16 protein-coding genes and 1 pseudogene are annotated in these 26,760 nt (G+C 63.3%); 11 read left to right on the top strand and 6 right to left on the bottom strand.

The features are described 5' to 3' along the window. Positions 1-90 precede the first annotated feature (90 nt). Genes rbsK through OXI69_01975 form a run of 3 tightly spaced genes read right to left on the bottom strand, consistent with a single transcriptional unit; the run spans position 91 to position 3,404 of the window. Positions 91-1,017: a ribokinase gene (gene rbsK, locus OXI69_01965; GenBank protein ID MDE2664898.1), complete on the bottom strand. Its 927-nt coding sequence runs from the start codon at positions 1,015-1,017 to the stop codon at positions 91-93. A gap of 12 nt (positions 1,018-1,029) precedes the next feature. Continuing rightward, the gene (locus OXI69_01970; GenBank protein ID MDE2664899.1) at positions 1,030-2,439 is read right to left on the bottom strand and encodes an amidase; all 1,410 of its coding nucleotides are present in this window, start codon (positions 2,437-2,439) and stop codon (positions 1,030-1,032) included. Beyond that, positions 2,436-3,404 (bottom strand): hypothetical protein, encoded by a 969-nt coding sequence (locus OXI69_01975; protein MDE2664900.1) that lies wholly within the window; start codon positions 3,402-3,404, stop codon positions 2,436-2,438. The genes OXI69_01970 and OXI69_01975 overlap by 4 nt, the downstream gene beginning before the upstream one ends. Positions 3,405-3,942: 538 nt before the next feature. Here OXI69_01975 and OXI69_01980 point away from each other — a divergent pair. The 3 genes from OXI69_01980 (at position 3,943) to OXI69_01990 (ending at position 9,620) form a co-directional block, all read left to right on the top strand. Beyond that, entirely contained in the window at positions 3,943-5,331 is a 1,389-nt protein-coding gene (locus OXI69_01980; protein MDE2664901.1) for a sialidase family protein, read from the top strand. A gap of 148 nt (positions 5,332-5,479) precedes the next feature. Further along, the gene (locus OXI69_01985) at positions 5,480-8,149 is read left to right on the top strand and encodes a PSD1 and planctomycete cytochrome C domain-containing protein (GenBank protein ID MDE2664902.1); all 2,670 of its coding nucleotides are present in this window, start codon (positions 5,480-5,482) and stop codon (positions 8,147-8,149) included. Continuing rightward, complete coding sequence (locus tag OXI69_01990; GenBank protein MDE2664903.1) at positions 8,139-9,620, top strand: DUF1501 domain-containing protein; 1,482 nt, start codon at positions 8,139-8,141, stop codon at positions 9,618-9,620. Before OXI69_01985 ends, OXI69_01990 begins: the two co-directional genes overlap by 11 nt. Before the next feature lie 10 nt (positions 9,621-9,630). On the opposite strand, the gene OXI69_01995 is transcribed toward OXI69_01990, so the two are convergent. Next, entirely contained in the window at positions 9,631-12,171 is a 2,541-nt protein-coding gene (locus OXI69_01995) for an FAD-dependent oxidoreductase (GenBank protein MDE2664904.1), read from the bottom strand. A 164-nt stretch (positions 12,172-12,335) separates the two neighbouring features. On the opposite strand from OXI69_01995, the gene OXI69_02000 reads away from it, so the two are divergent. From OXI69_02000 to OXI69_02030, 7 genes and pseudogenes are all read left to right on the top strand, one after another. Beyond that, the gene (locus OXI69_02000) at positions 12,336-13,640 is read left to right on the top strand and encodes an aminomethyl transferase family protein (GenBank protein ID MDE2664905.1); all 1,305 of its coding nucleotides are present in this window, start codon (positions 12,336-12,338) and stop codon (positions 13,638-13,640) included. Positions 13,641-14,226: 586 nt separating this feature from the next. Next, positions 14,227-17,229: a DUF1553 domain-containing protein gene (locus OXI69_02005; protein MDE2664906.1), complete on the top strand. Its 3,003-nt coding sequence runs from the start codon at positions 14,227-14,229 to the stop codon at positions 17,227-17,229. Between the two features lie 44 nt (positions 17,230-17,273). After that, a complete protein-coding gene (locus OXI69_02010; GenBank protein MDE2664907.1) occupies positions 17,274-18,755 on the top strand; it encodes a DUF1501 domain-containing protein in 1,482 nt (493 codons plus the stop codon). 186 nt (positions 18,756-18,941) lie between these two features. Next, positions 18,942-19,196, top strand: a pseudogene (locus OXI69_02015) (Arm DNA-binding domain-containing protein). 43 nt (positions 19,197-19,239) lie between these two features. Then, positions 19,240-19,836, top strand: a complete 597-nt coding sequence (locus OXI69_02020; protein ID MDE2664908.1) for a hypothetical protein — start codon at positions 19,240-19,242, stop codon at positions 19,834-19,836. Positions 19,837-20,027: 191 nt separating this feature from the next. After that, the gene (locus OXI69_02025) at positions 20,028-20,507 is read left to right on the top strand and encodes a hypothetical protein (protein ID MDE2664909.1); all 480 of its coding nucleotides are present in this window, start codon (positions 20,028-20,030) and stop codon (positions 20,505-20,507) included. Positions 20,508-20,539: 32 nt separating this feature from the next. Continuing rightward, complete coding sequence (locus OXI69_02030; protein MDE2664910.1) at positions 20,540-24,838, top strand: VWA domain-containing protein; 4,299 nt, start codon at positions 20,540-20,542, stop codon at positions 24,836-24,838. Positions 24,839-24,927: 89 nt separating this feature from the next. Here the strand turns inward: OXI69_02030 and OXI69_02035 are convergent, their stop codons facing one another. Both OXI69_02035 and OXI69_02040 read right to left on the bottom strand, forming a co-directional pair. Continuing rightward, positions 24,928-25,185, bottom strand: a complete 258-nt coding sequence (locus OXI69_02035) for a beta-propeller fold lactonase family protein (GenBank protein ID MDE2664911.1) — start codon at positions 25,183-25,185, stop codon at positions 24,928-24,930. A 47-nt stretch (positions 25,186-25,232) separates the two neighbouring features. Next, complete coding sequence (locus tag OXI69_02040) at positions 25,233-26,438, bottom strand: oxygenase MpaB family protein (protein MDE2664912.1); 1,206 nt, start codon at positions 26,436-26,438, stop codon at positions 25,233-25,235. Positions 26,439-26,546: 108 nt separating this feature from the next. Between OXI69_02040 and OXI69_02045 the strand changes: the two genes are divergently transcribed. After that, positions 26,547-26,702, top strand: coding sequence for a hypothetical protein (locus OXI69_02045; protein ID MDE2664913.1), 156 nt, complete (start codon positions 26,547-26,549; stop codon positions 26,700-26,702). The last annotated feature ends 58 nt before the right edge of the window (positions 26,703-26,760 follow it).

Genomic DNA, 26,760 nt, shown 5'->3' on the forward strand with positions numbered 1-26,760 from the left:
TGAGGGGGAGTCGCAGAAGCCGAGCCGCAGGCGAAGGCTGATGCGGAGGGGGGCGACGCCGGCGTAGCTTTGGGGGCGGGGATGCAGCCCTCAGTCGCGATGCTCACCCAGGAAGCGATCGACCTGGCTGCGGGAGGGAATGGAGGCTTGTGCCCCCGCCCGGGTCACCGAAAGGGCGGCGGCGGCATTGGCGAAGTCGATGGCCCGGGGCAGCGAACCTCCCTCTGCCAGGGTGACGGCCAGGGCGCCGTTGAAGGTATCTCCGGCGGCGGTGGTGTCGGAGGGCTTGACCGGATAGGCCGGAAAATGGCGGCTCAGGCGGCGGTTTTCCACCCAGGCGCCCTTGTCTCCCAGCTTGAGAATCACCGTGTCCGGTCCCAGCTCCAGCAGGCGGCGTCCCAGGGCCGGGGCCTCGTCCAGTCGAATCTCTGCGGGCTGCTCTCCCAAAAGCAGCAGCGCCTCGGTCTCGTTGGGAGTCAGGTAGTCCAGGTTGCGCAGCAGGGTCGGCGGCAGGGCGGCTGCCGGGGCGGGATCCAGAATGGTCGTCCCCTCGCCCCGGCAGGCCAACTCGGCAGCGGCCTCCACCGTCTTCAGAGGCGACTCCAGTTGCAGCAGGACGATTCCCTGTCTGAAGTCATGGAAGGCTGGTTCCAGGTCGGCGGCTTCCAGCCTGTCGTTGGCGCCGGCGGCAATGGTAATCTGGTTCTGTCCCTTCCGCTCCACCAGAATGAGGGCAACCCCGGTGGCCACTCCGGAAGTGGGATGTACCTGGCCGGCGTCGACCCCGGCGGAGGAGAGACCCTCGGTCAGGGTGCGGCCGAACCCGTCTTGTCCCACCCGGCCCGCCATGCGGACTCGGCCGCCCAGCCTGGCGGCCGCCACGGCCTGGTTGGCCCCCTTGCCGCCGGGGATCGTGCTGAAGTCGCTTCCCTTAATGGTTTCTCCGGGGAGGGGAAGCTTTTCGGTTTGAACCACGAAGTCCATGTTCAGACTTCCGATCACCAGGATGGGCTTCATGGGGTTGTCTCGTCAGAGTGGAGGCCGGCGGGTCTTCAGGGAAGCGGTCGATTCCAAGGCGGCCGCGGCTCTCAGCAGGGTCCCTTCCTCGAAATGACGGGCCACCAGTTGAACCCCGATCGGCAGGCCGTCGGGGCTCAGTCCATAGGGTACCGAGATTGCGGGTGAGCCGGTCATCCCGAAGGCAGGGGTCATCCCGGCCGCGTGGACGGCCGGGACCGTCTGGCCGTCCACATCCAGGCAGATGGCGTCGTGAGGATGGGCCGTGACCGGAGCCGTGGGCAGCAGCAACAGGTCATGGGTGGAAAATTGCTGCATCAGGTCCATCCGAAGCTGTTCGCAACCGGCCAGGGCCGCCACGTATTCGGCAATTGCGGGCGGGGGTGTATCCAGCAGTCGTTGGACCGAGGGAGCCAATCGGTCCTTCCTTCCGGCCACGACCGGCTCGAAGTAGTGAGCCGCCTCGGCCACCAGCAGTTTCATCACCATTTCGATGGGCTTGGACCGCTTCCAGCTCTCCAGGGCCACGGGCTGCACCCGGCACCCCAGTTCCTCCAGCTTGGCGGCGGCCCTGGCGATGGCCTCTTGAATGGTCCTGGCCACGGGCGCGAAGGGGCCCTCGGGAAAGAACCCGATCTTCAGCGGCGGCAGCGGCGCATCCCAAGCCGCCCGGTCGGGCGGCGGAACCGGAACTGTGTAGGGGTCTCGGCCATCGGGTCCCACCAGCACCGACAGCGCCAGGGCGGCATCCCGGACGGTGCGGGTCAGCGGTCCCACGTGCAGATGACGGGCCATCACCCCCGGAAACTGGCCGGTGATGGGAATGCGGCCCTGCGTGGGCTTGAAGCCCACGACGCCGCAGTAGTGGGAGGGAAGCCGGTTGGAGCCTCCCAGGTCGGTGCCGATGCCGAGCGGCGACAATCCGGCGGCAAGGGCGGCAGCCTCTCCGCCGCTGGAGCCTCCGGCTGTCCTTTCCGCGTTCCACGGATTCACGGTCCGGCCGAACACTTCGTTGGAGGTCTCGGACCACAGAGCGAATTCGGGAAGGTTGGTCTTGCCGAGCAGGATGGCTCCGGCACTCTTGAGGCGGGTAACCGCCGTGGCGTCCCGGGAGGGGATGCGGTTCTCGAACAGTCTGGATCCCCGCGTCGTCCGGACTCCGGCAGTGTCGAAACAGTCCTTGGCAGTGAAGGGGACTCCGTGCAGGGGACCCCAGGACTCCCCCCGCATCAAGGCGGCCTCCGCCTGGCGGGCGCGCTCCCGGCTTCCGTCCGCCAGGGTGACGACGGCTTTTATCGAGGGGTTGATGGATTGGATCCGTTGCAGGTGGACCTCCAGGATCTCAACCGGCGATAGCGCCTTGGTGCGGATCCACTCCGCCTGTTGCGTCAGGCTGGCGTAACCGATGTCCGCCGGAGTCATGGCTCCTCCCGATCGGTCGACAGCAGCACCGGATCGAAGACGAAGACGTTGGGGTTGGCTTCCTGAACCGTGGCCCGCACCCAGTGGACATCGGGAACCCCGAAGGATTCCACCCGGGTGAGGTGGACGATTCGTTGCCGGGTCTCGGAGTTCCGCAGGGGTTTGTCGATCCTGAAGTAGTGGGTGTCCCCATGCACCAGAACCACCGGCTTGGAAATGGCCAGCATTTCAGCCTCCAGGGAGCCGAGAAAATCCTCGAAGCCGGAGCGCCCCGAATCTCCCGGGGGCAGCTCGAAGCGGGGGTTTCCATGGATAACCAGCACCAGCGCCCGATAGCGGTCCTGGGCGGCCAGGCTGAAGGCGGCTTCCATCCAGGCCAGGTTGGCCGCCAGGCGCTGGGCATGCTCCCGGTCTCCCTCCGGCCAGCGACCGAATCCGTCGTTGCTTCCCACCACGTGCAGGGTGGCGAAGAGGACGCCCGACCGGCTCCAACGGCTGTTCTCCCTGAAGCTGGCAAAGGCGGGCGAGCTGCTTTGACGTTCCAGCTCGAAGGTGGTCTGCCCCAGGGTCCGTTCCGTGGGATAGAGGACTTTGCGGAGGAAGGCCAACCGCTCCAGGGGATCCGAAGGCGTCTCCGGTTTGTGGCAGTCGGTCCATTCGTTGTCGCCTGGCACGAAGATGAAGGGATGCCTGAAGCGGTTGAACTGCTCCAGGCGGTGCCGGTAAATGGCGTCCCCGCAGGGATCGTTCTGGCCCTTGAAGTCGCCCACGTGGATCACAAAGGCCAGGTCCTCCCGGTTCATGGCATCGATGAGGTTTTCAAACTGCGGTTCCTCGACCGGTGCGTAGGGCAGGTCCCCGATGATGCCGAAGGACCATTCGGATGGAGGCTGCGGGCTTCGGCAGGCGGAGGCTCCCACCAGGAGCAGGCAGGCGGAGAGAATCAGCAGTATTCGAGATCCCATATCGAATTCCTTTCTGGGGCGGGAAGCAGCTATGGACGAGTCCTCATTAGTCCCCGGGAACGTCCGGGGACCGATAGTGTACCGTCTCGATTCACGGGGCTCAACCGGCAACTGGATCAACCGGAATCGGCGCCATGGCTCTGCTTCGGCGGGGTCGATGCGGTTTCCGCCGGCAGGGTGATTGTCTGCCCCATCGCAAGAAGCTGAGAGGCACGCAACGGGAGAGTATGCGGGCGGGACGCCCGCGCTCCCGGGGGCGCCCTCCGGATGGTGAAGTGGAGGGTATCCGGGAAAATCCTGTGCATCCTGTGCATCGATGTGAATAAACCATCTACTCATGCTTGAATTTGAATATGATGGGAGAATGCGTATCACGCTCACCATCCGGCAGCCGGCTCCAATCGCTATCAAAGCAGTGCAGGGAGCTGGGGGATTGGACTATACTTCCCGAAGATCGGCGGCTGGAACGGCTGGCCTACACGGTGGATGAGGCATTCATACCAGTGACAAATCTCTTGGAACCGGTGGGAGGAAGAGGATGAATCGACGAGAGCTCATCAAGTCTTTGGCTGCGGTGCCGGTGATGGCCGGAGGCGCCGCAAGTCCGCGGGCATCCTGGAGCAAGGGGGACGGCTCGGGGACTGTCGCCGTCCAGCAACGCTGCTATACCGACGAGTGGAAACGCACCAAGCCCGACCATGTGCTCTATCTGCCTCCTGAACCGCTCGGCGACGACGGGGACAACGAACATCTCATCGTGGTGGAGACGCCCAAGGGAGATCTGCTGGCGACCTGGAGCCAGGGAGCCTACGAGATGTCTCGCGACTACCGTACCGTGGCTTCACGGAGCCGGGACGGCGGGATGACCTGGACGCCTCCGGTAACCATTGTCGGCCCCACCGACCACCCGGGATTCACGGCGGCCTTTGCCGTTCCGCTGGTGAGTCGCAGCGGGCGCATCTACCTGCTGTTCAACAAGCACACCGGCGTCACCGACATGTCCTACACCGTCACCTCGCTGCAGCGCTGCATCTACTCGGACGACGACGGCCACACCTGGAAGGAAGGGGCCGACCTGGAGGTCCGGCGGCGTCCCAGGTACGACCACCCCGATCCCAAGATGCAGAAGAACCTGATCTTCTGGCAGCAATCGATTCGGGATTCCAAGGACCGCATGCTGCTCGGATTTACCCGCTGGAGCAGCTTGAGCCGCTTTCCCATGGCCAACGGCCCCGCCGGGTGGTATCCCGACTCCAGGTCGGAGTTCGTTCGATTCGACAACCTCGACGACGGTCCCCATCCCAGGGACCTCAAGCTCACCTGGCTTCCGGAGGGGGATTCCGTTTCAGTCCCCTGTCCCTTCGAGCCCCACAAGAGCCGCGGCTACAGTCTGGGCGAAGAGCCGGCGGTGGTGCTTTTGCCCGACGGGCGGCTGTTTGCCGCCATGCGGACCATCACCGGCAACGTCTGGTATTCCGTGTCGGAAGATCCCGACGGCCGGGTCTGGAGGAAGTCGGAAGCGCTGCGCATCCGCGACCACGGCCGCTTCATGCACCATCCCAAGAACACGGCCCCGCTTTACCGGCTCCTGGACGGCCGTTACATCCTCTTCTTCCAGAACCATGACGGGACAGGCTACGGCGCCAAGGGGCCAGGGGACATGGGAGCCAGGCGGGCTCCCATGTTCTATGCCGTCGGGGAGTTCCAGCCCAAGGCCCATCAGCCCATCTGGTTCAGCCAACCCAAGGTATTTTGCGACGCCGAAAACGTTGCGGTGGGTCCCGGAAACGGGGGGCTCGAGGGTGGCAGAACCTGGCTGTCCTTTTACGGAGCCATGAGTTACGCCGGAGGCAAGCAGATCCTGTGGTATCCCGACCGCAAACATTTCCTGCTGGGCAAGGAAATCACGCCGCAGATGCTGGGATAGACATAGCTGGCCGGCACTCCGGTCGAGCCCTTGAAGCTGACAGGCGCGGGTTTCCCGATTGCGTCGGCGGACTCTCCGGGCTCTTGACCGGTTGCTGAATCCTTTGGATAATAAGGCTTCAGGAAATAACGATTTTCCGGATTCCACCATGCGTTCATGGCTGTGGCTGGCGGTCGCTTTGCTGTTGGTTCCCGGGGCGGCTCCGGCTCAATCCATTCCTCAGTTCGAATCGGAAGTCCTGCCGATCCTCTCGCGTTACTGTACCCACTGCCACGGGTCCCTGGAGCCCATGGGCGGGCTGGACCTGACCAACCCGCTGCTGATCGAGAAGGGCGGGGCCAGCGGAGCCGGGTTGGTGAAGCATTCTCCCGACGCCAGCCTGATCTACAAGCGCCTGGTGGACGGGTCCATGCCCCCGGCCGGACAGAAGAAACCCTCGGGTGAGGACATCGAAGTCATTCGGCGCTGGATCGGAGCCGGAGCGCCCACCCTCAAGTTCTACCAGGCACCGGACCGGGCGGCCGACCGGCGCCGCCAGGCAAAAATCCAGCCGCCGCCCCTTTCCAGTGCCGACCGGGAATACTGGGCCTTTCGCAAGCTGGCGGCCCCGGGCCCGCCGCGGGTTCACCAGGCCGAGCGGGTGCGCACCCCGGTGGATGCCTTTCTGCTGGAGAAGCTGGAGGGAAAGGGGATCGGGTTTTCGGCCGATGCCGGCCGCCTCTTCCTGATGCGGCGCCTCTATCTGGACCTGATCGGATTGCCCCCGTCGCCGGAAGAGGTGAACGCCTTCCTGGCGGATAGTTCCCCGCTGGCCTATGAGCAGTTGGTGGAACGGCTGCTGGCTTCCCCCCATTTCGGGGAGCGCTGGGGCCGCCATTGGCTGGATGAGGCCGGCTATACCGACACCCTGGGTGGCGATAACGACTTCGTTTCCGGCAAGCAGCCGCTGGGCGTTCCCGGAAAGTGGAAGTATCGCGACTACGTCATCGATGCCATCAACCGGGACAAGCCCTACGACCGTTTTGTCACCGAGCAGCTGGCTGGAGACGAGCTGGTCGACTGGCGCGCCGCATCGGAGTTCAGCCCCGCCATGAGCCGCTTGTTGCAGGCCACCGGCTTTCTGAGAGTAGCCGCCGACGACACCAACCAGGACGTGCTCAACACGCCCGACATACGTTACGGGGTCCTGCAGCGCACCGTTCAGACCTTCGCCAGCAACGTGATGGGGCTCACCGTGGGCTGCGCCCAGTGCCACGACCACAAGTACGACCCCATTTCCCAGTTGGACTACTACCGGTTGACGGCCGTCTTCACGCCTGCCTACAACCCCCAGCAGTGGCTGCAACCCGATGACCGGTCCCTGCCCGAGGCCTCCCCGCTGGAGAAGGAGTCGATCGATCGGGCCAACCGCCGGTTGGACCTTCGGATCAAGCCTTTCCGCCGCAAGCTCAATGCGCTCTATCATCCCTACAAACAGCGCCTGACGGACGAACGGCTGGCCCAGGTTCCCGAGGTGATTCGGGAGGACTTGAGGATCGCGCTGAAGTCCTTCGAAAACGAGTTGCGGCCCCCGGAGCGCTACCTCAAGGAGAAGTTCGAGCCGGTGGTGGTGCCGTCTGAAGAACAGATCCAGGCGCTCTTGAACCCCGATCAACTGGCGAGGGCCTCACATCTCAAGAGCCGGATTGCCGCCCTGGAAAGACTCCGTCGGACCTATGGCACCCTGCAGGCCACGGTGGATACCGGACCGCCGCCGCCGACCTATTTTCTGATCCGGGGGAACTACCTGACTCCGGGACCGGAGGTGGAGCCCGGGATGCCGGCAGTGCTCACCGAACCCGGTGGGGAGGCCCTGCAGTCGGAAAACGGTGCGGCCGGCCGGAGCAGTGGCCGGCGGCTGGCGCTGGCTCGGCGTCTGACGGAGTCCGATTCCAGGGCAGCCGCCCTGGTGGCTCGGGTCCGGGTCAATCGAGTCTGGCAGCGCCTGTTCGGGGAGGGCATTGTAGCCACTTCGGACAATCTGGGTCGCAACGGATCCCGTCCCACCCATCCGGAGCTTCTGGAATGGCTGGCCGATGGCTTTGTGAGCGGCGGTTGGCAGGTCAAGCCCCTGGTGCGCCTGCTGGTGACCTCGACCGCTTATCGCCAACAGTCACGCTTGCCCGGCCACGAAGACTCTCGAGGCCACAAGCAGCATGCCCGGGTAGCCATGAGTGTCGATCCCGGCAACCGACTGCTGTGGAGGATGCCCTTGCGCCGCCTGGAATCGGAGGCCATCCGGGACTCCATCATGGCCGTCAGCGGCAAGCTGAGTCGTACCATGGGGGGGCCGGCCATCCGCCTGGACGGCAAAGCCGACGGCATGGTGACGGTGTCGATACCCGATCTGGCCCATCCGGGCGACCGCTGGAGGAGAAGTCTCTACCTGGTGGGTCGCAGGAACTACAACCTGACCGTGTTGAGCGTCTTCGACCAGCCCAAGTTGTCGATGAACTGTATCCGAAGGGATACATCGGCCGCGGTGCTCCAGACCCTGGTCCTGCTGAACGACGCCTTCCTCCTGGAGCAGGCCCGGTTCTTTGCGGGGCGGGTATCCCGATTGGCCCGGGATCCCGGCAAGAGAATCGAACTGGCTTTTCGGTTGGCTCTGGCCAGAAAACCCAGCCGGAAAGAGCTTTCCTGGAGCCGGGAACTGCTGGAACGAGAGGCCCGGCGCCGCCTGGCGACTGCGGCCGGCCGCGAGGCCGCCGATCTCGAGGCTCTGGCCAGCTTGTGCCAGATGATCCTGAACAGCAACGAGTTTCTCCATGTGGGATAAGAAAACAGACACTTCTCGTTTGCAGGAAGACACCTGGTCGCGGCGGGAATTCCTGCACCGGTCCGGGCTGGGATTCGGTGGCATGGCCCTGGCTCATCTGCTGCAGGCTGAACTGGCCGTCGCCAGCTCCTCTTCCTCTAGCAGTCCCAATCTTCTACCCAGGCAGCCCCATATCCGGCCGCAGGCCCGCGCCGTGATTCAACTCATGCAGAACGGCGGTCCCAGCCAGATGGATCTGTTCGATCCCAAGCCGGAGTTGCAGAAGCGGTCCGGGAAGCGGCATGTCGAGAAGGTGGAGACCTTTCAGCCGGGCAGCGAGGCCAACATGCTGCTGGGCAGCCCCTTCGAGTTTGCTCCGCGCGGGCAGTCCGGGATCGAGCTTTCCAACGCCATTCCCCATACGGCTTCCATGGTGGACGACCTCTGCTTTGTGCGCTCCATGCACACCGAGCACAACAACCACACCGAAGCCCTGGTCATGCTGCAGACCTGCAAGATCTTTCCCGGCAGGCCCACCCTGGGGGCCTGGATCAGCTATGCCCTCGGAACCGAAAACCAGAACCTCCCCTCCTACATCGTCTTGCGCGACCCCGAGGGCTACGGCACCAGCGCCGCCCTGTTGTGGGAGAACGGCTGGTTGCCGTCTCTCTATCGCGGCACCGAATTCAGTTCCAGGGGCTCCGCCGTCCTGGATCTGCATCCGGCCCGGCCGGTGGCCAGCCAATCGCGAAGGGACCAGCTGGACTTTCTGGCGAAGCTCAACCAGCAGCATCGAACCGGCTATCCCCACAACTCCGATCTGGAGACGCGCATTCGCAACTACGAGCTGGCTGCGCGGATGCAGTTGGCGGCCGGTGAGGTCCTGGACCACTCGGGCGAGTCGGCGGCCACCAAGCAGCTCTACGGACTGGATATTCCGGCGATCTCCAGCTATGGGACCCGCCTGCTGATGGCCAGGCGCCTGGTGGAGGCCGGAGTGCGCTTCATTCAGGTCTTCCCGCCGGCCAAGCCCTCCACCCAGCCCTGGGACAGCCACAGGAATACGCAAGAAGAGATCGAATCCATCGCCGCCAGGACGGAGTTGCCGGTCGAAGGCCTGGTGAGAGACCTCCAGAGCCGGGGATTGCTGGACAGCGTCATCGTGATGTGGTGCGGGGAATTCGGACGGCTGCCGGTATCCCAGAACGGGTTGGGGCGTGACCACAATCGAAACGCCTTTACGCTTTGGCTTGCGGGTGGGGGCTTCAAGGCCGGATACGCCCACGGGGCCACCGACGAGTTCGGCTATCGGGCCGTGAAGGATCGAGTGAGCGTGCCCGATTTGCAGGCCACCGTGCTGCACCAGCTGGGAGTGGATCACCGCAAGCTGAGCTATCTCCACCACGGCCGGGACGAGACCCCAACCGACTATCCGGTGACCGGAGCCAAGGTCGTGCGGGAACTGCTCGACCGGCCATCGGTTCCAGTCTAGCCCGGGGCTGCTACTCCTTCATCCTGGTGTTCCCGGGATCGAATACGGGCGAAGCGGCCACCGTCACCGGATAGGCTCTGTTCATGTACAGCACCTGCAGCCCGGTGCCGGGCGTCGCCTGCTCGATCGGCAGATAGGCGAGCAGGAGAAACTTGCCGACGGAAGGTCCCATGCCGGCGGAGGTAGCCCGCGACTCCCGGTCGCGGGCGTCGACGATGCGGGCGCCGTCTGCAGTGAGGATCGGCTCGTTGCCCCCGGTGGGAAAGCGCTTCAGCCCCGACGCGTCGGCGTCCATGGTCAGCGTGCACAGCTTGGCCACGGGTCGCTCCGAACGCGCCTGCAGATAGGCGTTTCTACCAATGAAATCCGCGTCTTTCACGCGGGCCCTCCCCAGACCGGCCTCGACCGGCGAGTGCTCCGAGTCGAGATCCGCGCCCATGAGCGCGTACCCCTTCTCCAGCCGGCCGGTGCCGCCGTACACTCCCATGCCGACCGGCCGGGCGTCGAAGACGCGACCAGCCTCCAGCACCGCATCCCACAGGTGCGCGCCGTGCGGCATGGGGGCATAGATCTCCCAACCGTTCTCGCCCACGTACGAGATGCGCAGCATCGTCACCGGTACGCCTCCGACGATCGCCTCCTGCAGCGTGCCGTACGGAAAAGCCGCTTGGGAGAGCGGCGTGTCGGTGATGGTGGAGAGCAGTGCGCCGGCGTCCGGACCCCACACGCCCAGAGTACAAATGGCAGACGACAGGTTCTCGAACTGCACGGAGCCGTCAGGGGGCAGATGCCGGCGGAACCAGACTTCGTCGCGCGCGCCGTCGAAGGCGCCGGTAACGATGCGGAACCGATCTTGGGCGAGCCGCTGGATGGTGAGATCGGCTCGGATGCCACCTTCGGGCGTGAGCAGCGGCGTGTAGATGCAGCGGCCCACGGGACGATCGCAGCGGTTCACCGTCAGTCTTTCAAGGTAGGGCGTCACACCGGGTCCGGAGGCGTCGAAGATCTGAAACCCGCTCAGATCGACGATGCCCACCTTCTCCCGCAGGTGGAGGTGTTCCGCGTCGATGATGGGCGACCACCAGCGACGGTCCCACTCGTGGGGGCGGTCCGGGACCGCGTAGCCCGAAACCAGATCGGCGTTGCTCGCGTACCACTGGGGGCGTTCCCAGCCGCGCGCCTCGTGGAACTCGGCGCCCAGGGCGGCAGTCCGGTCGTGGAAGGGCGCTCGTTTCATGCCGCGCCCCGACTCCCACTGCTCGCGTGGATGCACGATGCCGTAGGTCTTGTTGAAGTGCTCGTGGCAGCGCTGGCGAATGTGCTGCGAAGTCCGCTCGTGGGGATAGAATCGGGTGACGTCGGACCCGTGCGGATCGCACAGGCGCGGGTAGCCATAGGTGATCCACTCCGCCACGAGGCGCGCCGTGCCCGGGCCTTCCTTGACCCAGACGGCCGCGGCCGACCAGAGCTTCTCCACCTCGGCCGTCTCTCCCAGCACCTGCTGCGCGTCGGGGGTCAGGGACAGCAGGCCGTTGACCGCGTATTGCATCTCGGACCCGGCCAGCAGCGCGCCCATGATCTCGCGGGCGTGTTCGAGCTGGGGTGCGAAGTCGCCGGAGGTGAACGGCAACTCGGTGGGCGAACGCTCGGCCTCGGCCAGCGACGGAATGTCGTCGGGAGGCACCAGAATGGGCCGATGGGCGTAGGAGCCGACCTGCATCACCTCCTGACTCTGCCGTTCATACATGAACGTGTCCATGTCGCGCACGATAGGGAAGCCGATCTCGTTGCCGGTCCGCTGCAGAAGGTCGATCGAGCCGAAGTTGGCCATTTGGTGCACGGCAGGCGTCAGGGGAATGGTGGCGCCGGCCATGGCGGCCAGTCGCGGGCTCCAGACCCCGCAGGCGATCACCACTTGCTCGACCTCGATGGCCCCGCTCGCGGTAACTACGGCCCGGATGCGCGGGCGGCCGACGGGCGGGCGGGTCACCTCGAGCCCGGTGACCTCGGTGTTGTCCAATACCGTGAGCACGCCCTTCGCCTGCGCCCGCTCGCGCATGATCGTACCCGCCCGGACCGAGTCGACCACCGACGCGCTGGGGGTGTAAAAGCCGCCCCGGATCACGTCGCCATTCACGAACGGTGCCTTGGCGACGACCTCCGCCGACGACAGCAGCTCGGTCCGGATGCCCCAGGCCCGCGCCGAGGTCATGCGCCGGCGCAACTCCTCCATGCGGGCCTCGGTGCGCGCCACCTCGATGCCGCCGCAGGTGGTGTTGACGCCGAGCGCCTCGTACTGGCGTTGGCTGTCCAGGGTCAGCAGGGCGATCTCCCGGTTGTGGTCGGTCGGAAAGATGAAGTTCGAGGCGTGGCCGGTCGAGCCCCCGGGCTTGGGCAGCGGCCCCTTGTCGATGAGCAGCAGGTCGCGCCAACCGAGCTCCGCCAGATGAGCGACCAGGCAGTTGCCGACGATGCCGGCGCCGATCACGGCGACGCTTGCCCGCTCCGGCGCAGCGCTCCGGACCGTGCTGCTCGTGTTGAACCCCTTCATTCCGATCTCCCGATTGTGCACGACGATTTCCGGGCCGCGTGCCGTCCCTAGATAGCGGCCCTGAACGGTTGACCGCAGCCGGAATCGTGCATGATAATGCAGTCCGTCCCGCTCCTGCAAACGTCCGCCGGAGGCTGGTTCGCAAGGACGCAAGGGGAGGAGTCATGAGCGGTCAGCCGCGCGGTGTCGACCAATCCGACCGCATGGTACCGATCAACCTGCGCCAGAGTGGCCTCACCCCCACCCAACTGCTCATCTCCACCCGCGTGCGGAAGTCGCCCTACTGGCATCTGTCCCATGCCGCGGGCTGCTGGCGAGCCACCGTTTACAACCGCGTGTACCATCCGCGCGGCTACGTCCGGCCCGAGGAAGGCGGCGCCGCGGCCGAGCACGAGGCCCTGACGCAGCACGTCACGCTGTGGAACGTCGCCGTCGAACGGCAGATCCGGGTCGCCGGCACCGACGCCGAGCGGTTCGTCGACTACGTCATCACCCGCGACGCGACCCTCATCGAGCCGATGAGCGCCCGCTACGTCATCCTCTGCAACGACAAGGGCGGCATCCTGAACGACCCGGTGCTGCTGCGCCTCTCGCGCCACGAGTTCTGGTTCTCGCTGGCCGACTCCGACCTGCTGTACTGGCTGCAGGGCGTCAACGTGGGGCTGCGCATGGACGTGGGGATCGACGAGATCGATGTTTGCCCGGTGCAGATCCAGGGGCCCAAGTCGCTCGCCCTGATGGTCGATCTGGTCGGCGGCGGAGTCCGGGATATTCCCTACTACGGTCTCCTCGAAGCGGAGATCGGGGGCTGTTCGGTCGTCGTCTCCCAGTCCGGCTTCTCGGGCGAGAAGGGCTACGAAATCTATCTGCGGGACGCGACCCTGCACGCCGAAAGGCTGTGGAGCGCGGTGCTTGAGGCGGGGGAACCCCACCAATTGATGGTCATCGCCCCCGGGCATCAGCGCCGCATCCAGGCCGGCATCCTGTCCTGGGGCCAGGACATGGACCATGAGACGGTGCCGTTCCAGTGCAACCTGGCCTATCAGGTGCCGCGCAAGAAGAGGGGCGACTACATCGGGCGGGCGGCCCTGGAACGGATGCGCGCCGAGATCGAGGCCGGCAGGCCGCCGTTCAAGATGGTCATGGTGGGCATGAAGCTGGGCGGCAAGCCGATCGACGACTATGCGCCGGACTTCTGGCTGGTCTCGGACGCCGGAGGCGGCGACCCGATCGGATACCTGACTTCGCCCTGGCACGCCCCCGAGATCGGCTGCAACATCGCCCTGGGCTACGTGCCGCTCGGCAGGTCGGCGGTCGGGACCGAGCTGCGGGTCTGGCTGCCCGACGACTACGCCAGTGAGCCGGGACGGCCGGACCCCGCCCGGGTGTGCGAGGTCCCTTTCCGTCCATCCTTCAACCCGAGCGCCCGGGAGCGAGCCCACGCCCGCGGAGAAGACGCGGCCGACTAGCGCGCCGGCTCAGAAATAGGGTTGCCGTCTCTCGGAACGCAACGGCGCCGGATTTCAGGAGCGACGACGGCAGCCGAGAGGGCGTTATTAGGGTGGCAGCCGGTGGGCTTGGTTTTGTGGCGGAGGTGGGTAGAGTTCTTTACAATAATCATTGTTTCAAATAAGCACCGCCCCCGCCCTGTCGGGCGGATCATTCGAGAGTGAAACAGGGACCCCTTACGAGCCTCGGAGACTGGACCCCCACCGGCTCGACTGTGGGCAAAATCTCCTAAGTGGCAATCTTGCCGATTCCGTCCCCCCCACCGGTTCGACTGCGGGCGGGGCCCTTGTCTCACCGACTCCCCCTCCAGGGGGGAGTGATACTTGAGGCCAGCACAAGGCTCCTTGCCCGATTCCTGGGCGGGATGTAAACCATGTATGCGGTTTATTGTGTAAACCATGAATGGATTGCACAAAGCCGAGCCGGAAGGCGAAGGCTGATGCGGTGGGGGGCGAGGCTCGGCTCCGGACCGTGCGACAGGACGGCTCAAACCGGTTGCAACAGGGGTACTTCAAAAGCCAAGTTTCACCCCCTGAAGGCTCATCCATGAATCTTTCTTCTCCCCAGCCAACAAGAAACCGACCGACGAAGGCCGCGGGTTTATTTCTGAGCCTGGGTCTTTTCTTCTGGATCCCTCTGCCCGGGGCTGCTACCGACTCCGACGGCAGCGGCGAACTGCCGGAACAGCAGAAGTCCTTCCGGGAGAAGGTCCTCCCCGTCTTCCAGGAACACTGCCTGCGCTGTCATGGCGAGCAGCTGATGATCAAGGAGCTGGATCTCAGCAAGCTCTCAACCATCCTGAATGGCAGCGAGTCGGGTCCGGTGGTGGTGCCCGGCCGGCCGGCGGAGAGCAAGCTCTACCGGTTGATCGAAAGCGGTTCGATGCCTCCCGACCTGGACGGAGGTCTTCCGGAGGCGCAAAGGGCAACCATCAAGGCCTGGATCGAGAGCGGCCTGGCGAGCGGGTTGGAAGAGTCAGCCGCAAGCCAGGCCCTCAATCAGCACGACGTGATCCCGATTCTGCTGCGTCACTGCACCACCTGTCACGGGCTGCGCCGCCAGGGCAATGACCTCGATCTGAGGAGCCGGGCGTCCATGGTCCAGGGTGGGAAATCAGGTCCGGCATTGATTCCGGGAAAACCGGACCAGAGCCTGATGGTGGAGATGATCCGTTCGGGCAAGATGCCTCCCAAGAAACGGCTCTTTGAAGTCGGGGTGACCCCCGTTTCGGATTCCGACCTGGAAAAGCTGCGGCAGTGGATCCTGCAGGGCGCTCCGGAAGAGGACATCAAGCCCGATGTTGCCGGCACCGAGCCCGATCCTCTGGTGAGCGACCGGGACCGCCAGTTCTGGGCCTTCCAGCCGCCCAGGCAGGTCGCGCCGCCTGTGGTCGAACATGGGAATCGAGCGGTCAATCCCATCGACGCCTTCGTATCGAGAAAACTGGAAGACCGGGGATTGTCTCTGTCGGCCGAAGCCGATCGGTTGACACTGATCCGGCGAGCCTCCCTGGACCTGACCGGCCTGCCTCCGACGCCCCCCGAGGTCCGGAGGTTCTTGGAAGACCGGGAGCCGCGTGCCTACGAGAGACTCATCGACCGCTTGCTGGAGTCAGGCCGCTACGGGGAGCGCTGGGGACGTTACTGGCTGGACGTGGCCGGCTACTCCGACCACGAGGGCGGGAAGGTGAATGCCAACGGACCCGGCAGGAAGCATGCATGGCGGTATCGGGACTACGTGATCCGGTCCCTGAACGCCGACAAACCCTACGACCGCTTTCTCATGGAGCAGATCGCCGGAGACGAGCTGGTCGATTACGAAACGACTCCGGTGATTACCCGGGAGATGGTCGACAACCTGATCGCCACCGGTTTCCTGCGCATGGGGCCTGACAGCACCGGCTACGAGCTGAGCTTCGTGGAGGACCGGTTCGACGTCATTGCCGATGAAATCGAGATCCTGGGGACGGGCATCATGGGCATGACGCTCCAATGCGCCCGCTGCCACAGCCACAAGTTCGATCCCATTCCCCAGCGGGACTACTTCCGGCTTGCCGATCTGCTGAAGGGGGCTCTGGACGAGTTCGACTGGTTGGCGGGAACGCCGATCAGCGAGGTGGTGAAGTTCGAGCAGCGGATTCTGCCCTATGTGCCTCCCATGACCAATCCCTTGCGACTGCTGGAGCAGGAAAAAGAGCGCAAAGCCAGGAACGAGGTCCTGGAAGAGCAGGTCAAGGAGTTGCAGCAGGCGTTGGAGGAAAGGGGCAGGGACTTGAGGGACCGCGTTCTGGAGGAGCGGTTGGATCAGATTGCGCCCGCCCTGGCCCAGGATCTGAGGCTATTGCTCAAGACTCCGGAAGAAGATCGGAACAGCGGGCAGAAGTCCCTGGCCCAGGAGTACATGCAACTGTTGACCGTCACCGCCAACGAGTTGAAGGAGCGGGACGCCGTCTACCGACGGGAGGCTGGGAAGCTGGAGCGCAAGATCGCCTGGCTGCAACACCGGCAGGAGGCGGAGCCGCGTATTCGGGCGCTCTGGGACCGGGGAGCCCCCTCTCCCACCTATCTGCTCCGGCGGGGCGATTACTTGAGTCCGGGCCGGCTGGTCGGTCCGGGGGTGCCCTCGGTGCTGACTGACGGCAGAACTCCGTTCCGGGTGGAGCCTCCATGGCCGGGATCCCAAAAGACCGGAAGGCGCCTGGCCCTGGCCAAGTGGTTGGTGGACCGGGACCATCCCCTGACGGCGCGGGTCATGGTCAACCGCATCTGGAAGCACCATTTCGGCCGGGGGATCGTCGAGACCCTGGGCAATTTCGGAAAGTCGGGCGCCCGCCCCACCCATCCGGAGCTGCTGGACTGGCTGGCGGTGGAGTTCATGAATCGTAGCTGGAGCATGAAAGCCATCCACCGATTGATGATGACCTCCAGGACCTATCGCCAATCCTCCAGGGTAGGTCCCGAGCAGAAGCGGCTCGACCCCGAAAACCGGTTCCTGTCCCGATGGCCCTTGAAGCGTATGGACGGCGAAGCCCTCCGCGACAGCCTGCTTCGGGTCAGTGGCCGCCTGGATGAGACTCCTTACGGCCCCCCGGATCCGGTTTTTGTCAGAGCCGACGGGCTCTCCACCGCCTACGAGGGGGAAAGAGGCTGGCGGCGGAGCATCTATCTGCGGCAACTGCGCATGAACAGCCCCACCACCCTGGACCTGTTCGACTATCCCACCATGAATCCCAATTGCACCGAACGGGCACAGTCCACCGTAGCCCCGCAGGCTCTTCACCTGCTCAACGACGCCACCATCCGCCGGCTGGCGGCCGACCTGGCGCGGCGGGTGGAGAAGGAAGCGGGGGACAGCCTGCCAGCCCAGGTGGAACTCATGTACTGGATCGTGTTGAGCCGGCCCCCCGCTGCCGAAGAGCAGAGGTTGAGTCTGCAGTCCTTCCGGAGCGCCTGGAAGGAGCTGGGGAACGGCAACCGGAAGCGGCAACAGGTGTTGGCCAAGCTGGCCCATACGCTCTATAATTCGGCAGCTTTCGTCTATATCGATTGAACCGTCCAACCGTGAAACAAGCACCCGACCGATCGCCTCAGTCCATGACCCGCCGACACTTTTTCGGGCGGGTCTCCGACGGCATCTACGGAGTGGCCCTGACCCACCTGCTGACGGGCGATCTCTTCGGCGTGTCCGGCTTGACGGGCGGGTCCGAGTCTCCGGCTCCCGGCCGCGGCGGCATCTACGATGTCGCCCCCAGGAAGCCCCACTTCGAGGCCAAGGCCAAGTCGGTCATCCTGCTGTTCATGAACGGCGGCCCCAGCCCCATGGACCTGCTGGATCCCAAGCCGATGCTGGACAAGCACCACGGAGAGCCCTATTTCGACCAGGTTGCCGTGGACGTGCCCTCGCCTCAGCAGGCCGGCGGGTTGCTGCGCAGTCCCTTCAAGTTCGCCCAGCACGGCCAGTCCGGCACCTGGGTCTCCGAGGCCATGCCCCATGTCGCCCGGCGGGTGGACGACATCGCGGTCATCCGGTCCATGCACACCACCAGTCCGGCCCATCCGGCGGCGCTCTACAAGTTTCAAGGCGGTCGCATGCTGCCGGGCATCCCGACCCTGGGGGCCTGGGTGGTCTACGGACTGGGAACCGAGAACCGGAACCTGCCGGCCTTCGTGGTGCTGGATGATCCCCAGGGCCTGCCCATCAACGGCATCGCCAACTGGCAGTCGGGGTTTCTGCCTCCCATCTACCAGGGAACCCGCTTGCGCTCGGTAGGCGATCCCCTGCTGAACCTGCGGCCCGAGGTCGCCGAGCCCACCGCCCTGGTGAAGATGGGAACCCGTCTCCGCCAACAGCTCGATCGCATCCACAGGAGAGACCGTCCCGGCCTGCCCGAGCTGGATGCCCGTATCGCCAGCTACGAGCTGGCCGCGCGCCTGCAGTTGGAAGCCACCGATGCCCTGGACCTGTCCCGGGAAAGCCCCAGGACCCTGGAAATGTATGGCGTCGGAAGAAAGCCTGCGGTGGTGGGGAAGACCCACGTCAACCCGGGTCCCGACAACTACGGCCGCCGCTGCATCATGGCCCGGCGGCTGGTGGAGCGCGGCGTCCGCTACGTCCAGGTATGCGTGAACAGTCAGATCTGGGACTCCCATTCCCACCTGGAGGCTGACCTGAGGTCCTGTTGCGACCGAACCGATCAACCGGTGGCAGCTCTATTGGCGGACTTGAAGGAGCGGGGATTGCTGGACAGCACCCTGGTGATCTGGGCCGGCGAGTTCGGCCGCCATCCCATCGCCCAGATCATGCCCAAGCAGGGTGTGGCCGGCCGGGACCACAATCCCCGGGGCTTCAGCCTCTGGATGGCCGGTGGAGGAGTCAAGGGAGGAACGGTCTACGGCGCCACCGATGAATTCGGCTATCGGGCCGTGGAAAACCCCGTCAGCATCGAGGACCTGCACGCCACCATCCTGCACCTGCTGGGCCTGCACCACGAAGAGCTCTTTTTCGAACGCAGCGGGCTCAGGGAAAAGATCACCTTCAACTTCGAACCCAGGGTCGTTCGCGAAATCCTGGCGTGAGAGGTTATTCCCTCCAATCAGCTTGCTGTCGCCGCCGCAACGGTCACATAACTTCCAGTGATGTTTATCGTCGTCCAGTAGAGGCTATTACTATGGTATTTATGAGTGTCTTATATGAGATCTGCTGTGGCCGGACCGGCTACGAACATCCCTTGCAATCCACTGTCAAACCCATGCAATGGGGGTATGGATACTGTAAGCAACCTCTCACCTGACCGACCTAAAACCAAGCCCACCGGCGGCCACCCCAGCAACGCCCTCTCGGCCACCTTCCTCTGCTCCGCTTCCCCCGGAAGACACGCCGATGGAAACGGATCGTACCTCTTCGTCCAGCCCAGCCGTACCCGCAGCTCGATTCAGCGCCTCGTCGTCCGTGGCCGTCGCCGGGAGCTCGGTTTCGGCAGCCTCGCCTTGGTCCCCCTGGCCGAGGCCAGAGAGAAGGCGCTGGTCATCCGCAAGCTCGCTCGTGAGGGTGGAGACCCCCTTGCCGAGAAACGCCGTAGCCAAGGCATCCCTACCTTCGCCGAAGCGGACGAAGGCGAACCGCCAGCACCGGGTGCCGCTGTGTGGTCGCGCCCTGGAGATTCTCGAGGCGGCGCGGGCGCTCGGTCGCGGTAATCCGCTGGTGTTTCCGGGCGTGGGAGGAAAGCCGATCGCGGACACGGCGATGTCGGAACTGCTCAGGGAGTTGGGAATCGCGGCGGTGCCGCACGGCTTCCGGTCGAGCTCTCGGGACTGGGCGGCCGAGCTGCCGGCGGACCGCTCCGCCCTGGTCGCGATCAGCGCAGACGAGGAACTCGAGACCGTAACCAGATTTTTTGAGGATGAACCCATGCCGTGGACGAACTGGCACGCGGGCCTGGAGAGCGACTTCGAGCGCTTCCTGTGCATCGAGACCTATCCGACCTATATGCTGGCCAACGAGAACGGCACCATTTTGGCCCGAACCGGCAGTCTGGACGCTTCATTCATTTCCCTGATCGAAAATGCGGTGGACCATTTGGGGGGATTCGGAAGCACCAAGGGACTCGATGTCTACTTCAAATTTGAGGACTTTCGCAAGACCAGTCCACCAGGTTGAGAGAAGGCTGAAGAGAGTTACAATCGTCACACCGGAAGAAATGTTTCCATTGACATCTACTATGCTTGAGGGCATAAAGATCTTATCCTTACTAAGAGCACAAGAGTCTGACGGAGAGGGCATCCGATGTGGGAACAAGAACGGCGGGTGCCCGAAGACGAAAAGGGACAACGCCGACGGAGGGTATTGAGATGAAGCTCATTACCTTGCTTGCATGCCTGGTGTTTGGGTTTGGTGCTGCTTTGGATTCCGAGGCGCAAGTTACTTCCATCAAGTCCAAGATCAACAAAGTGATCTACGAGAAGCAGCCGGATGGCTCAGAGAGCGTGGTGGCGCGAGCGAAGGGGACCTATATGCGTTTCTCCTCCGGATCCACGTCCTTTCAGTATCGCCTCGTGTATGGAGATGTGAACAAGGCGGGACTGGACCAGAAGTTGCCGACGCCGCTTCCTGAGGTAATCCCTGTAAAGAAAGGCTCCCAGGAATTAATAAACATCAAGAAGACATTGACCACGAGTAACCTCAGACATGAGTGGACGTTCTACGACATCCAGTACACCCGGCCCAATTCCTCGAAGCCACGCTCACTCGTCGCCAAGGAGAGGCTGTTGATCAGGGTGAACTCTCCCCGGACAATGGAGCCTACCGGTCCTACCGGGACAACGAAGTAATAGCCTCTACGCCAAGTTTTAGGGGTCGGACCGTGTCTCTCGGAAGAGATTTCCTCCCTGGTGCAATTCTGGCACTAACCCTGGTTGCCGGTTGGTTGGCAGCCGCCTTGGCGCTGATCCCGGCGACCGCGGCTACCCAGCCCCAAGAAACCGAAAAAGTCCGCGGCCAGTCCTCGTCCGGATTCACCCTCAAGGTGCCGGTAGAAGTGGTGGTGGTCAATGCCATTGTCACCGACCGGGACGGGAAGCCCATTACCGATCTGACCGCAGACGACTTCGAAGTCTTCGAAAACCGCAAGAAGCAGACCATCCAGTCGTTTTCCCAGGAAATCTACCAGAACCCGCAAAGCTCCCTGACCTGGGGCAGCGCGGTCGGCGCGGAGGAACCGGTGCCCGAGGCGTCCCCCGAAAAGCCCCGTCTGCTGAGCCTGGTCATCGACGACCTCACCTACCCCCCGACGGGTATGCTTAGACGCACCATCCAGGCCGTTCGCGGATTCGTGGAAAGGGGGTTGAGAGCACAAAACCACATATCCATCATGACGGCCTCCCGCGGCTACTTCGTCCCCTTCACCCAGGACAGGGAACTGCTGCTGGCCGAGATCGACAGGATCTACAAGAAGCTGGATTTCACGCCGTCGATGAACCGACCGGGATGCGTCAGCATGACCGATGCTCAAGCCGAGGACATCCATGTCGTTTCGCCCACGCCGGGCAGCCGGGCCTTCGACGTGGCCATGGCTGAAGCCGAAGAATGCGGGGTAGGCAGCTCGGAGAATGGACTGGGGGGCGGTTCAATCGGCCTCGGTTCGCCCCAGCAGGTCGTTGAAAACTATGTGCGCACCGTGGCGTTGCAGCACCTGTCTCTTAAAAAGGGACGCACCCGGCGCTTGCTGGATGTTCTGCGGGGGCACATCCGTTCTCTTGGACCGGTGGAGGCCCAAAAATCCCTGATTCTGCTTTCCGGAGGCTTCCTGCACCGGGCGCTCCGCTATGACCTGGAGCGTCTGGTCGACATGGCGCTCAAGACCGGAACAATCTTCAACACTATCCGGGCCACCGGTCTGGAAACCAGCCCCATGAACGACGTCAGCAAAGACGTCACCGTCAACAGCATTCTCCGGCTGGAAAAGGCCTTGCTGGTCGCGGAGGACCGCAGGCAAAAAGGGATAGCCCTCGATTACCTGGCCAGGGCAACGGGAGGCACCTACTTCAAAGACAACAACGACCTGGTGGCGGGTCTGAGAAAGGTGGTGGACCAGCAATTCTCCTACTATATCCTGAGCTACGCCACCCCTCCCAAGAAACCCGATGGGCGCTACTACAGGCTTCGAGTGAGAGTCTCACGGCCCGGAGTCCGGGTCACCCACCGCGAGGGCTTCTATGCCCCCAAGGAGCGATTGTCCCCGGAAGAACAGAAGAAGAAGGAAATGCTGGAAGCCATGCGGGCACCCACCAATCTCAGGGAAATCCCGCTGCAGATGTTCTACCACGGCTCGCGCCTGCATGGAGACACCTACCGGTTGGAGCTCGTGACCCGCCTGGGCTTTGAGGATCTCCCCTTTCTTGTAGAGGAGGGCAAGCGGATCAATCGGATCAACCTGGCTGTGGTTGCCTTCGATGCTCAGGAGAAGTATGTCGGCGGCGACGAAAAAGCCTGGAACTTCAAGCTCAGCGACAGCAGCTATCAGACTCTTCTCAAATCAGGCCTGACCTCCAAGGTCGTGCTGGAGGTTCCAGCGGGACGGTACCAGGTCAAGGTTGCGGCGCGGGAGAACCTCAACGCCGGACTGGGATCGCTCCGTCGAACCGTTGAGGTGCCCCTGCCGTCGGACCAGGACACCATGGGAACCCTGGGAAAGACGGTGCTCCGGGGACTGCATGCATCCAGGCAACACCGCGATCTGAGTCTGGATTTCAAGGCCAACTTTTTCTACCAGGAGTCCGACCGGGCTCTGGTCCTCATCACGGCCAGGGTCTCCTACGGGTCGGAGGTCAATACCCCGAAAATCTGGTTGCCGGGGAAAGACCTTCGCCTGATGGGGGTTGCCTATTCTGACGACGGGCAGGCGGAATCGGTATTCAGCCAGACGCTCCCGCTTGTGTACGGAAAGGCGGATTCGGCCGTGCAGGGATTTCTCAAGCTGAAGCCGGGCAAGTATCGCATCAAGCTGGTGGCCGCGGACCGCCAGGGCAGATTGGCCACGACCGAACAGGCGCTGTGGATCCCGGCCCTTCCCCGGGATGCGCTCATGATCAGCGGCCTGGTCTTGAGTCAGGACCTGGAGCCCTTTTCCCCGGCGGCGGCCGGAATGCAAGTGCCGGAAGCCCGCTGGCTGTTTCACCGAGGGTTCCGGGTGAAGCCGGCGGTCAGCAACGAAATTGTTCCTCCCCAACCTCTGGCCCTTTTCTACAAACTCTACAACGCCTCCAAGCTGGAGGACGGCAATCTCACGGCTCGCGTCCAGGCGGTCAAGGACACCGGCGAGGCCGTCGACTTTCCGCCGATCGCACTGGACCGCAACCACCTGGAAGAACGGGCGCCCGGCCAGGTTGCCGTGGGCTTCAAGCTGTCCACCCAATCCCTGAGCCCGGGTAAATACCGAATCGAGATTACGACCGAAGAGTCGGGCAGCGGCCGCACCGCCATCACCGAGACCGATTTCGTGGTGACGCAAGGCTCGGAAACGGCCACATCCGGGGAGGCGCCGTCGCCGGTCATTGCCGGTCAGACCCAGGCTGAAGAAACATCCGTTTCGGAAGCGGTGGTTGGCCTCGACCTGAAGAAGATCCGGGACAGCCTGGAGATCCCCCGGTCCTCGGGCCGCACGACTCCCGCATTGGCCTACCGGTTCCGCGGCGACATCCTGGCCTGCGCCAACGACCGGGGAGAACTCGGCTACAACCCCGATCATCCGGGGGAATGCGGCGATCTGCGCGGGAACCGAGTGCAGTCGCACAGGTTGAGGGGGATGAATCTCTTTGGAGCCAACCTGAGCGGCATGGATCTCCGGAAGGCCGACCTTCGGGATGCGGTTCTGCTAAGAGCCGACCTGACCCAAGCCAGGCTCTGGGAGGCCGACTTGCGAGGGGCCGATCTTCGAGGGGCCAAACTGACGGGTGCCGAACTGATCAAAGCCAGGCTGGACGGCGCGCGACTGCAAGGAGCCGATCTGAGCGATGCCAGCCTGACGCAGGCCAGCCTGAAACGCGCCGACTTGCTGGGCGCCGATTTGCGGCGCGCCATCCTGAAAGATGCCGACTTGAACCGGGCCACTCTGCAGGTGGCCGACCTGTCGGAAGCGGTCCTGTTCGGCAGCGATCTGAGGCGGGCCGACCTTCGGGGGGCAAGGATGACCCAAGCCGCTCTGGTCGATGGAAAGGCGGCCAACCGCTCTATTTTAATTTCCTTTAACGGCAACATCAGAATCGGCAAGACACGGTTTGCCGGAGCCCGCTACGACGAGAGCTCCCAATTGCCGTTCGACTCCCAACAGGCAGTGACCAGGGAAATGCAGCCCGCCGACACCCCCTCCGCATACCGTCGCCCCGAGTTCATGATGGATGCCGGGTCCGAGGAGTTTACCGTCAGCGGCTCCGCACCGCCCACGCTTGCCTTGGGTCAGCCGCATGGGGTGCCGACCGACGCCGAATGGCCGGACTTTCTGGATGCCGTTCGCCACAGGATCGACGGAACCTCCCAAAACCTGCCCAACTTCGTGTGTCGCCGCCGGACAGAACGATTCGAAAGGCTGTTTCGAGGTTGGCAGGAGAAGGACCGGCTCCAGGAAGAGCTCATGTTCACGAACGGAGAGGAGAGCTATCAGCCGGTGGAGGGGCAAAAGGCATCGGGCAGCCAGGATGGCACTTATTCAGTCGGGGAATTTGCCGCCGCTCTCCGCAATGTGTTCGCTCCTGAAAGCGGGGCTTCCTTCCGCCTGGAGGGCGCCGAGGAGATCGCGGGGCGTCAAACCGTACGGGTGGCCTATCGGATTCCGCGAGAGGCTTCCTCCCTTCAACTGTCCTACCAGGGCAATGCTTTGCGGGTGGCCTACCGCGGATTGTGCTGGATCGATGTCAACTCCTACCAGGTTGTCAGACTCATCAAGGAGATCGTGGATCTTCCCCAGGACTTTCCCATCAAGACGTCGGAGATGAGCATCGCCTACGACCGGATCCGGATCGGGGAGAGCCGGCACTGGCTTCCGGTCAGGGCTCAGTTCAACATGTCGGTCGGCGTCCTGCAGAGTGCCCGGGTCCATACTCGAAATATCATCCGGTTCACCGACTACCGACAATTCGAAACCGACGTGAAGCTGCTGCTCGAGTAGTCGATAGACTTCTTGGGTTGTCAGGGCGGCGACGGCGGGAATCCCGGTTCAGCAGACTATTTGGCAGGAATCCCGGCAGGCGATGACCGTCACTCTGCATCCAGGGGCACCCAGCGCAGGCAGGAGGGGCTGCGCAGTTCCAGCACCTGTCCCGTGGCGGTAAGTCTTCCGGTCTGTTGGTCGACGGCAAAGGTGACGACGTTGTTGCTTTGATGGTTCAGCGCAATCAGCCACCTGCCGGTGGGATCCAGGTTGAAGTTGCGCGCCTCGCTGCCGTGGTCGGGGCCTTGCCTGGATAGCCTTATTGGAAGCGGGTTGGTACGGATTCCCCACGTCGGCTGCGCCAAAGCGAAGCCGCGCCTCGCATTTCTCGCCTTTCCCGGCGCCAGAGGGTTCACCACTTGCCGGATTCCTCTGCGTATACGTGGTCGGGTAATCTGTAGCTGATGCCTGCCTCGTCGAAGGCCGAAGCCTCCAGCAGAGAGGTGAATCTGGTGAAATTGTTGTCCTGAACACGTCCTGGCAGGATCTTTTCCAGGATGCGGTGATATCGCTCTTGCATTCGGAACCATGCCAGGACTCCAAATGTCGAGCCTGCCGGATACATCAGGCCATCGGCAAGAGCGTTCCCAATGAGCGCGCGCGATATACTGAACACGTACTTTGCAAGGTTGCGGCGAGCGGCCGGTTTTTCAACTCCTATGACCAATGGAGCGGAGTTGACCAGTGAATTGGCCATCACGACTGATTCTACCTCGGGAGGAGGCTCGCACATGAGGCCGATCTCGAACAGCTTCAGGGCATCCTGTTCATCGCGAAACAGAATCGTCTCGGGAATACCCATCAAATACCCTGAGTATCGCCACACTTGCATAAAGCTTTTTCGCTCCTCGTTGTTGTATTCAGCACCCAGGTTTTTCATATGTTTCAGCAACCTGGCCGAAAAAGCGGTGATTGCAAAGCCCACGTGTGCCGCGCTGAGCGGCACGCCCCAGGAGCCCGTATCCCAGTCTTCCGAGTTCTTCAGCAGGTATCTGACCTGGGCGTGGATCATCCGCACACGGACAGACAGCTTCCAGCCGTCCCCACCCCTTTCCAGGCCGCCCGGCATGAATATCTCGATCATGTGACGGTTGTTCTGTTTCAAACGTCTGACGCCCTGATCGCGCACCCGACCGGTGATGAAGAATGACTTGCTGATATTGGTTGAGAATCCTTCAACGAGAGTGCCTCCTACAAATGCCCCCAGGATCAGTCTGGAATTCCTGTGAAACATGCGGCAGGCTTGAGTCAAGGCCGACAAGTCCAACCAATCGGGTGGGGATTCCATCCTCTTGAAAAAATCCCTCACCACAGGCGGGGCCTCCCTTAGAACACTCTCGTCCTGTTTTTCGATGGCTGCCCTGAGAAATTGCATCGTCTTTCCCGGTCCGAGGGGGGCAAGCTGTTCGATCACCGCATCGGCTTCAGGGTCTCCAATCATCGTGTGAGCGATGTAATTGGATGTTCTCTCCGGATCGACGGGGTGAGCCTTCTTGTATCGCGTCGTGTAACAGGATGGTACTTTCATCGACTGCGGTGACCCCCCATTTGGGTCCAACTTCAGAGTGAGGAATTCAGTGCATTATCCCCGCCGTCGAGGCTGCGGGAAAGTGGGAATCTCGAAGAGTTTTCCAAAATGTGCGCTGCACTTCAAGTGGAGGCAGTAATGAAATATGTTGAGAGACTTGAACAGCAACAAGCGGTTGTCCAACCAAAACTTGCCGAAGCCGGAAAGAAACAAGTTGCCACCAGTCTAAGGAAGTCTTTTGCCTGCCTTCAAGATGAATATCACCCCGTCTGCGAAATTGTGGGAGAACCTTGAACTGCTTGAGGCCCACGAGAGGCTCCCTGCCCGAGTTTGCCAAACGCCTGGATGCCAT

It is taken from the genome of Acidobacteriota bacterium, from assembly GCA_028875575.1.
In the GTDB taxonomy this organism is placed as follows: domain Bacteria; phylum Acidobacteriota; class Terriglobia; order Versatilivoradales; family Versatilivoraceae; genus Versatilivorator.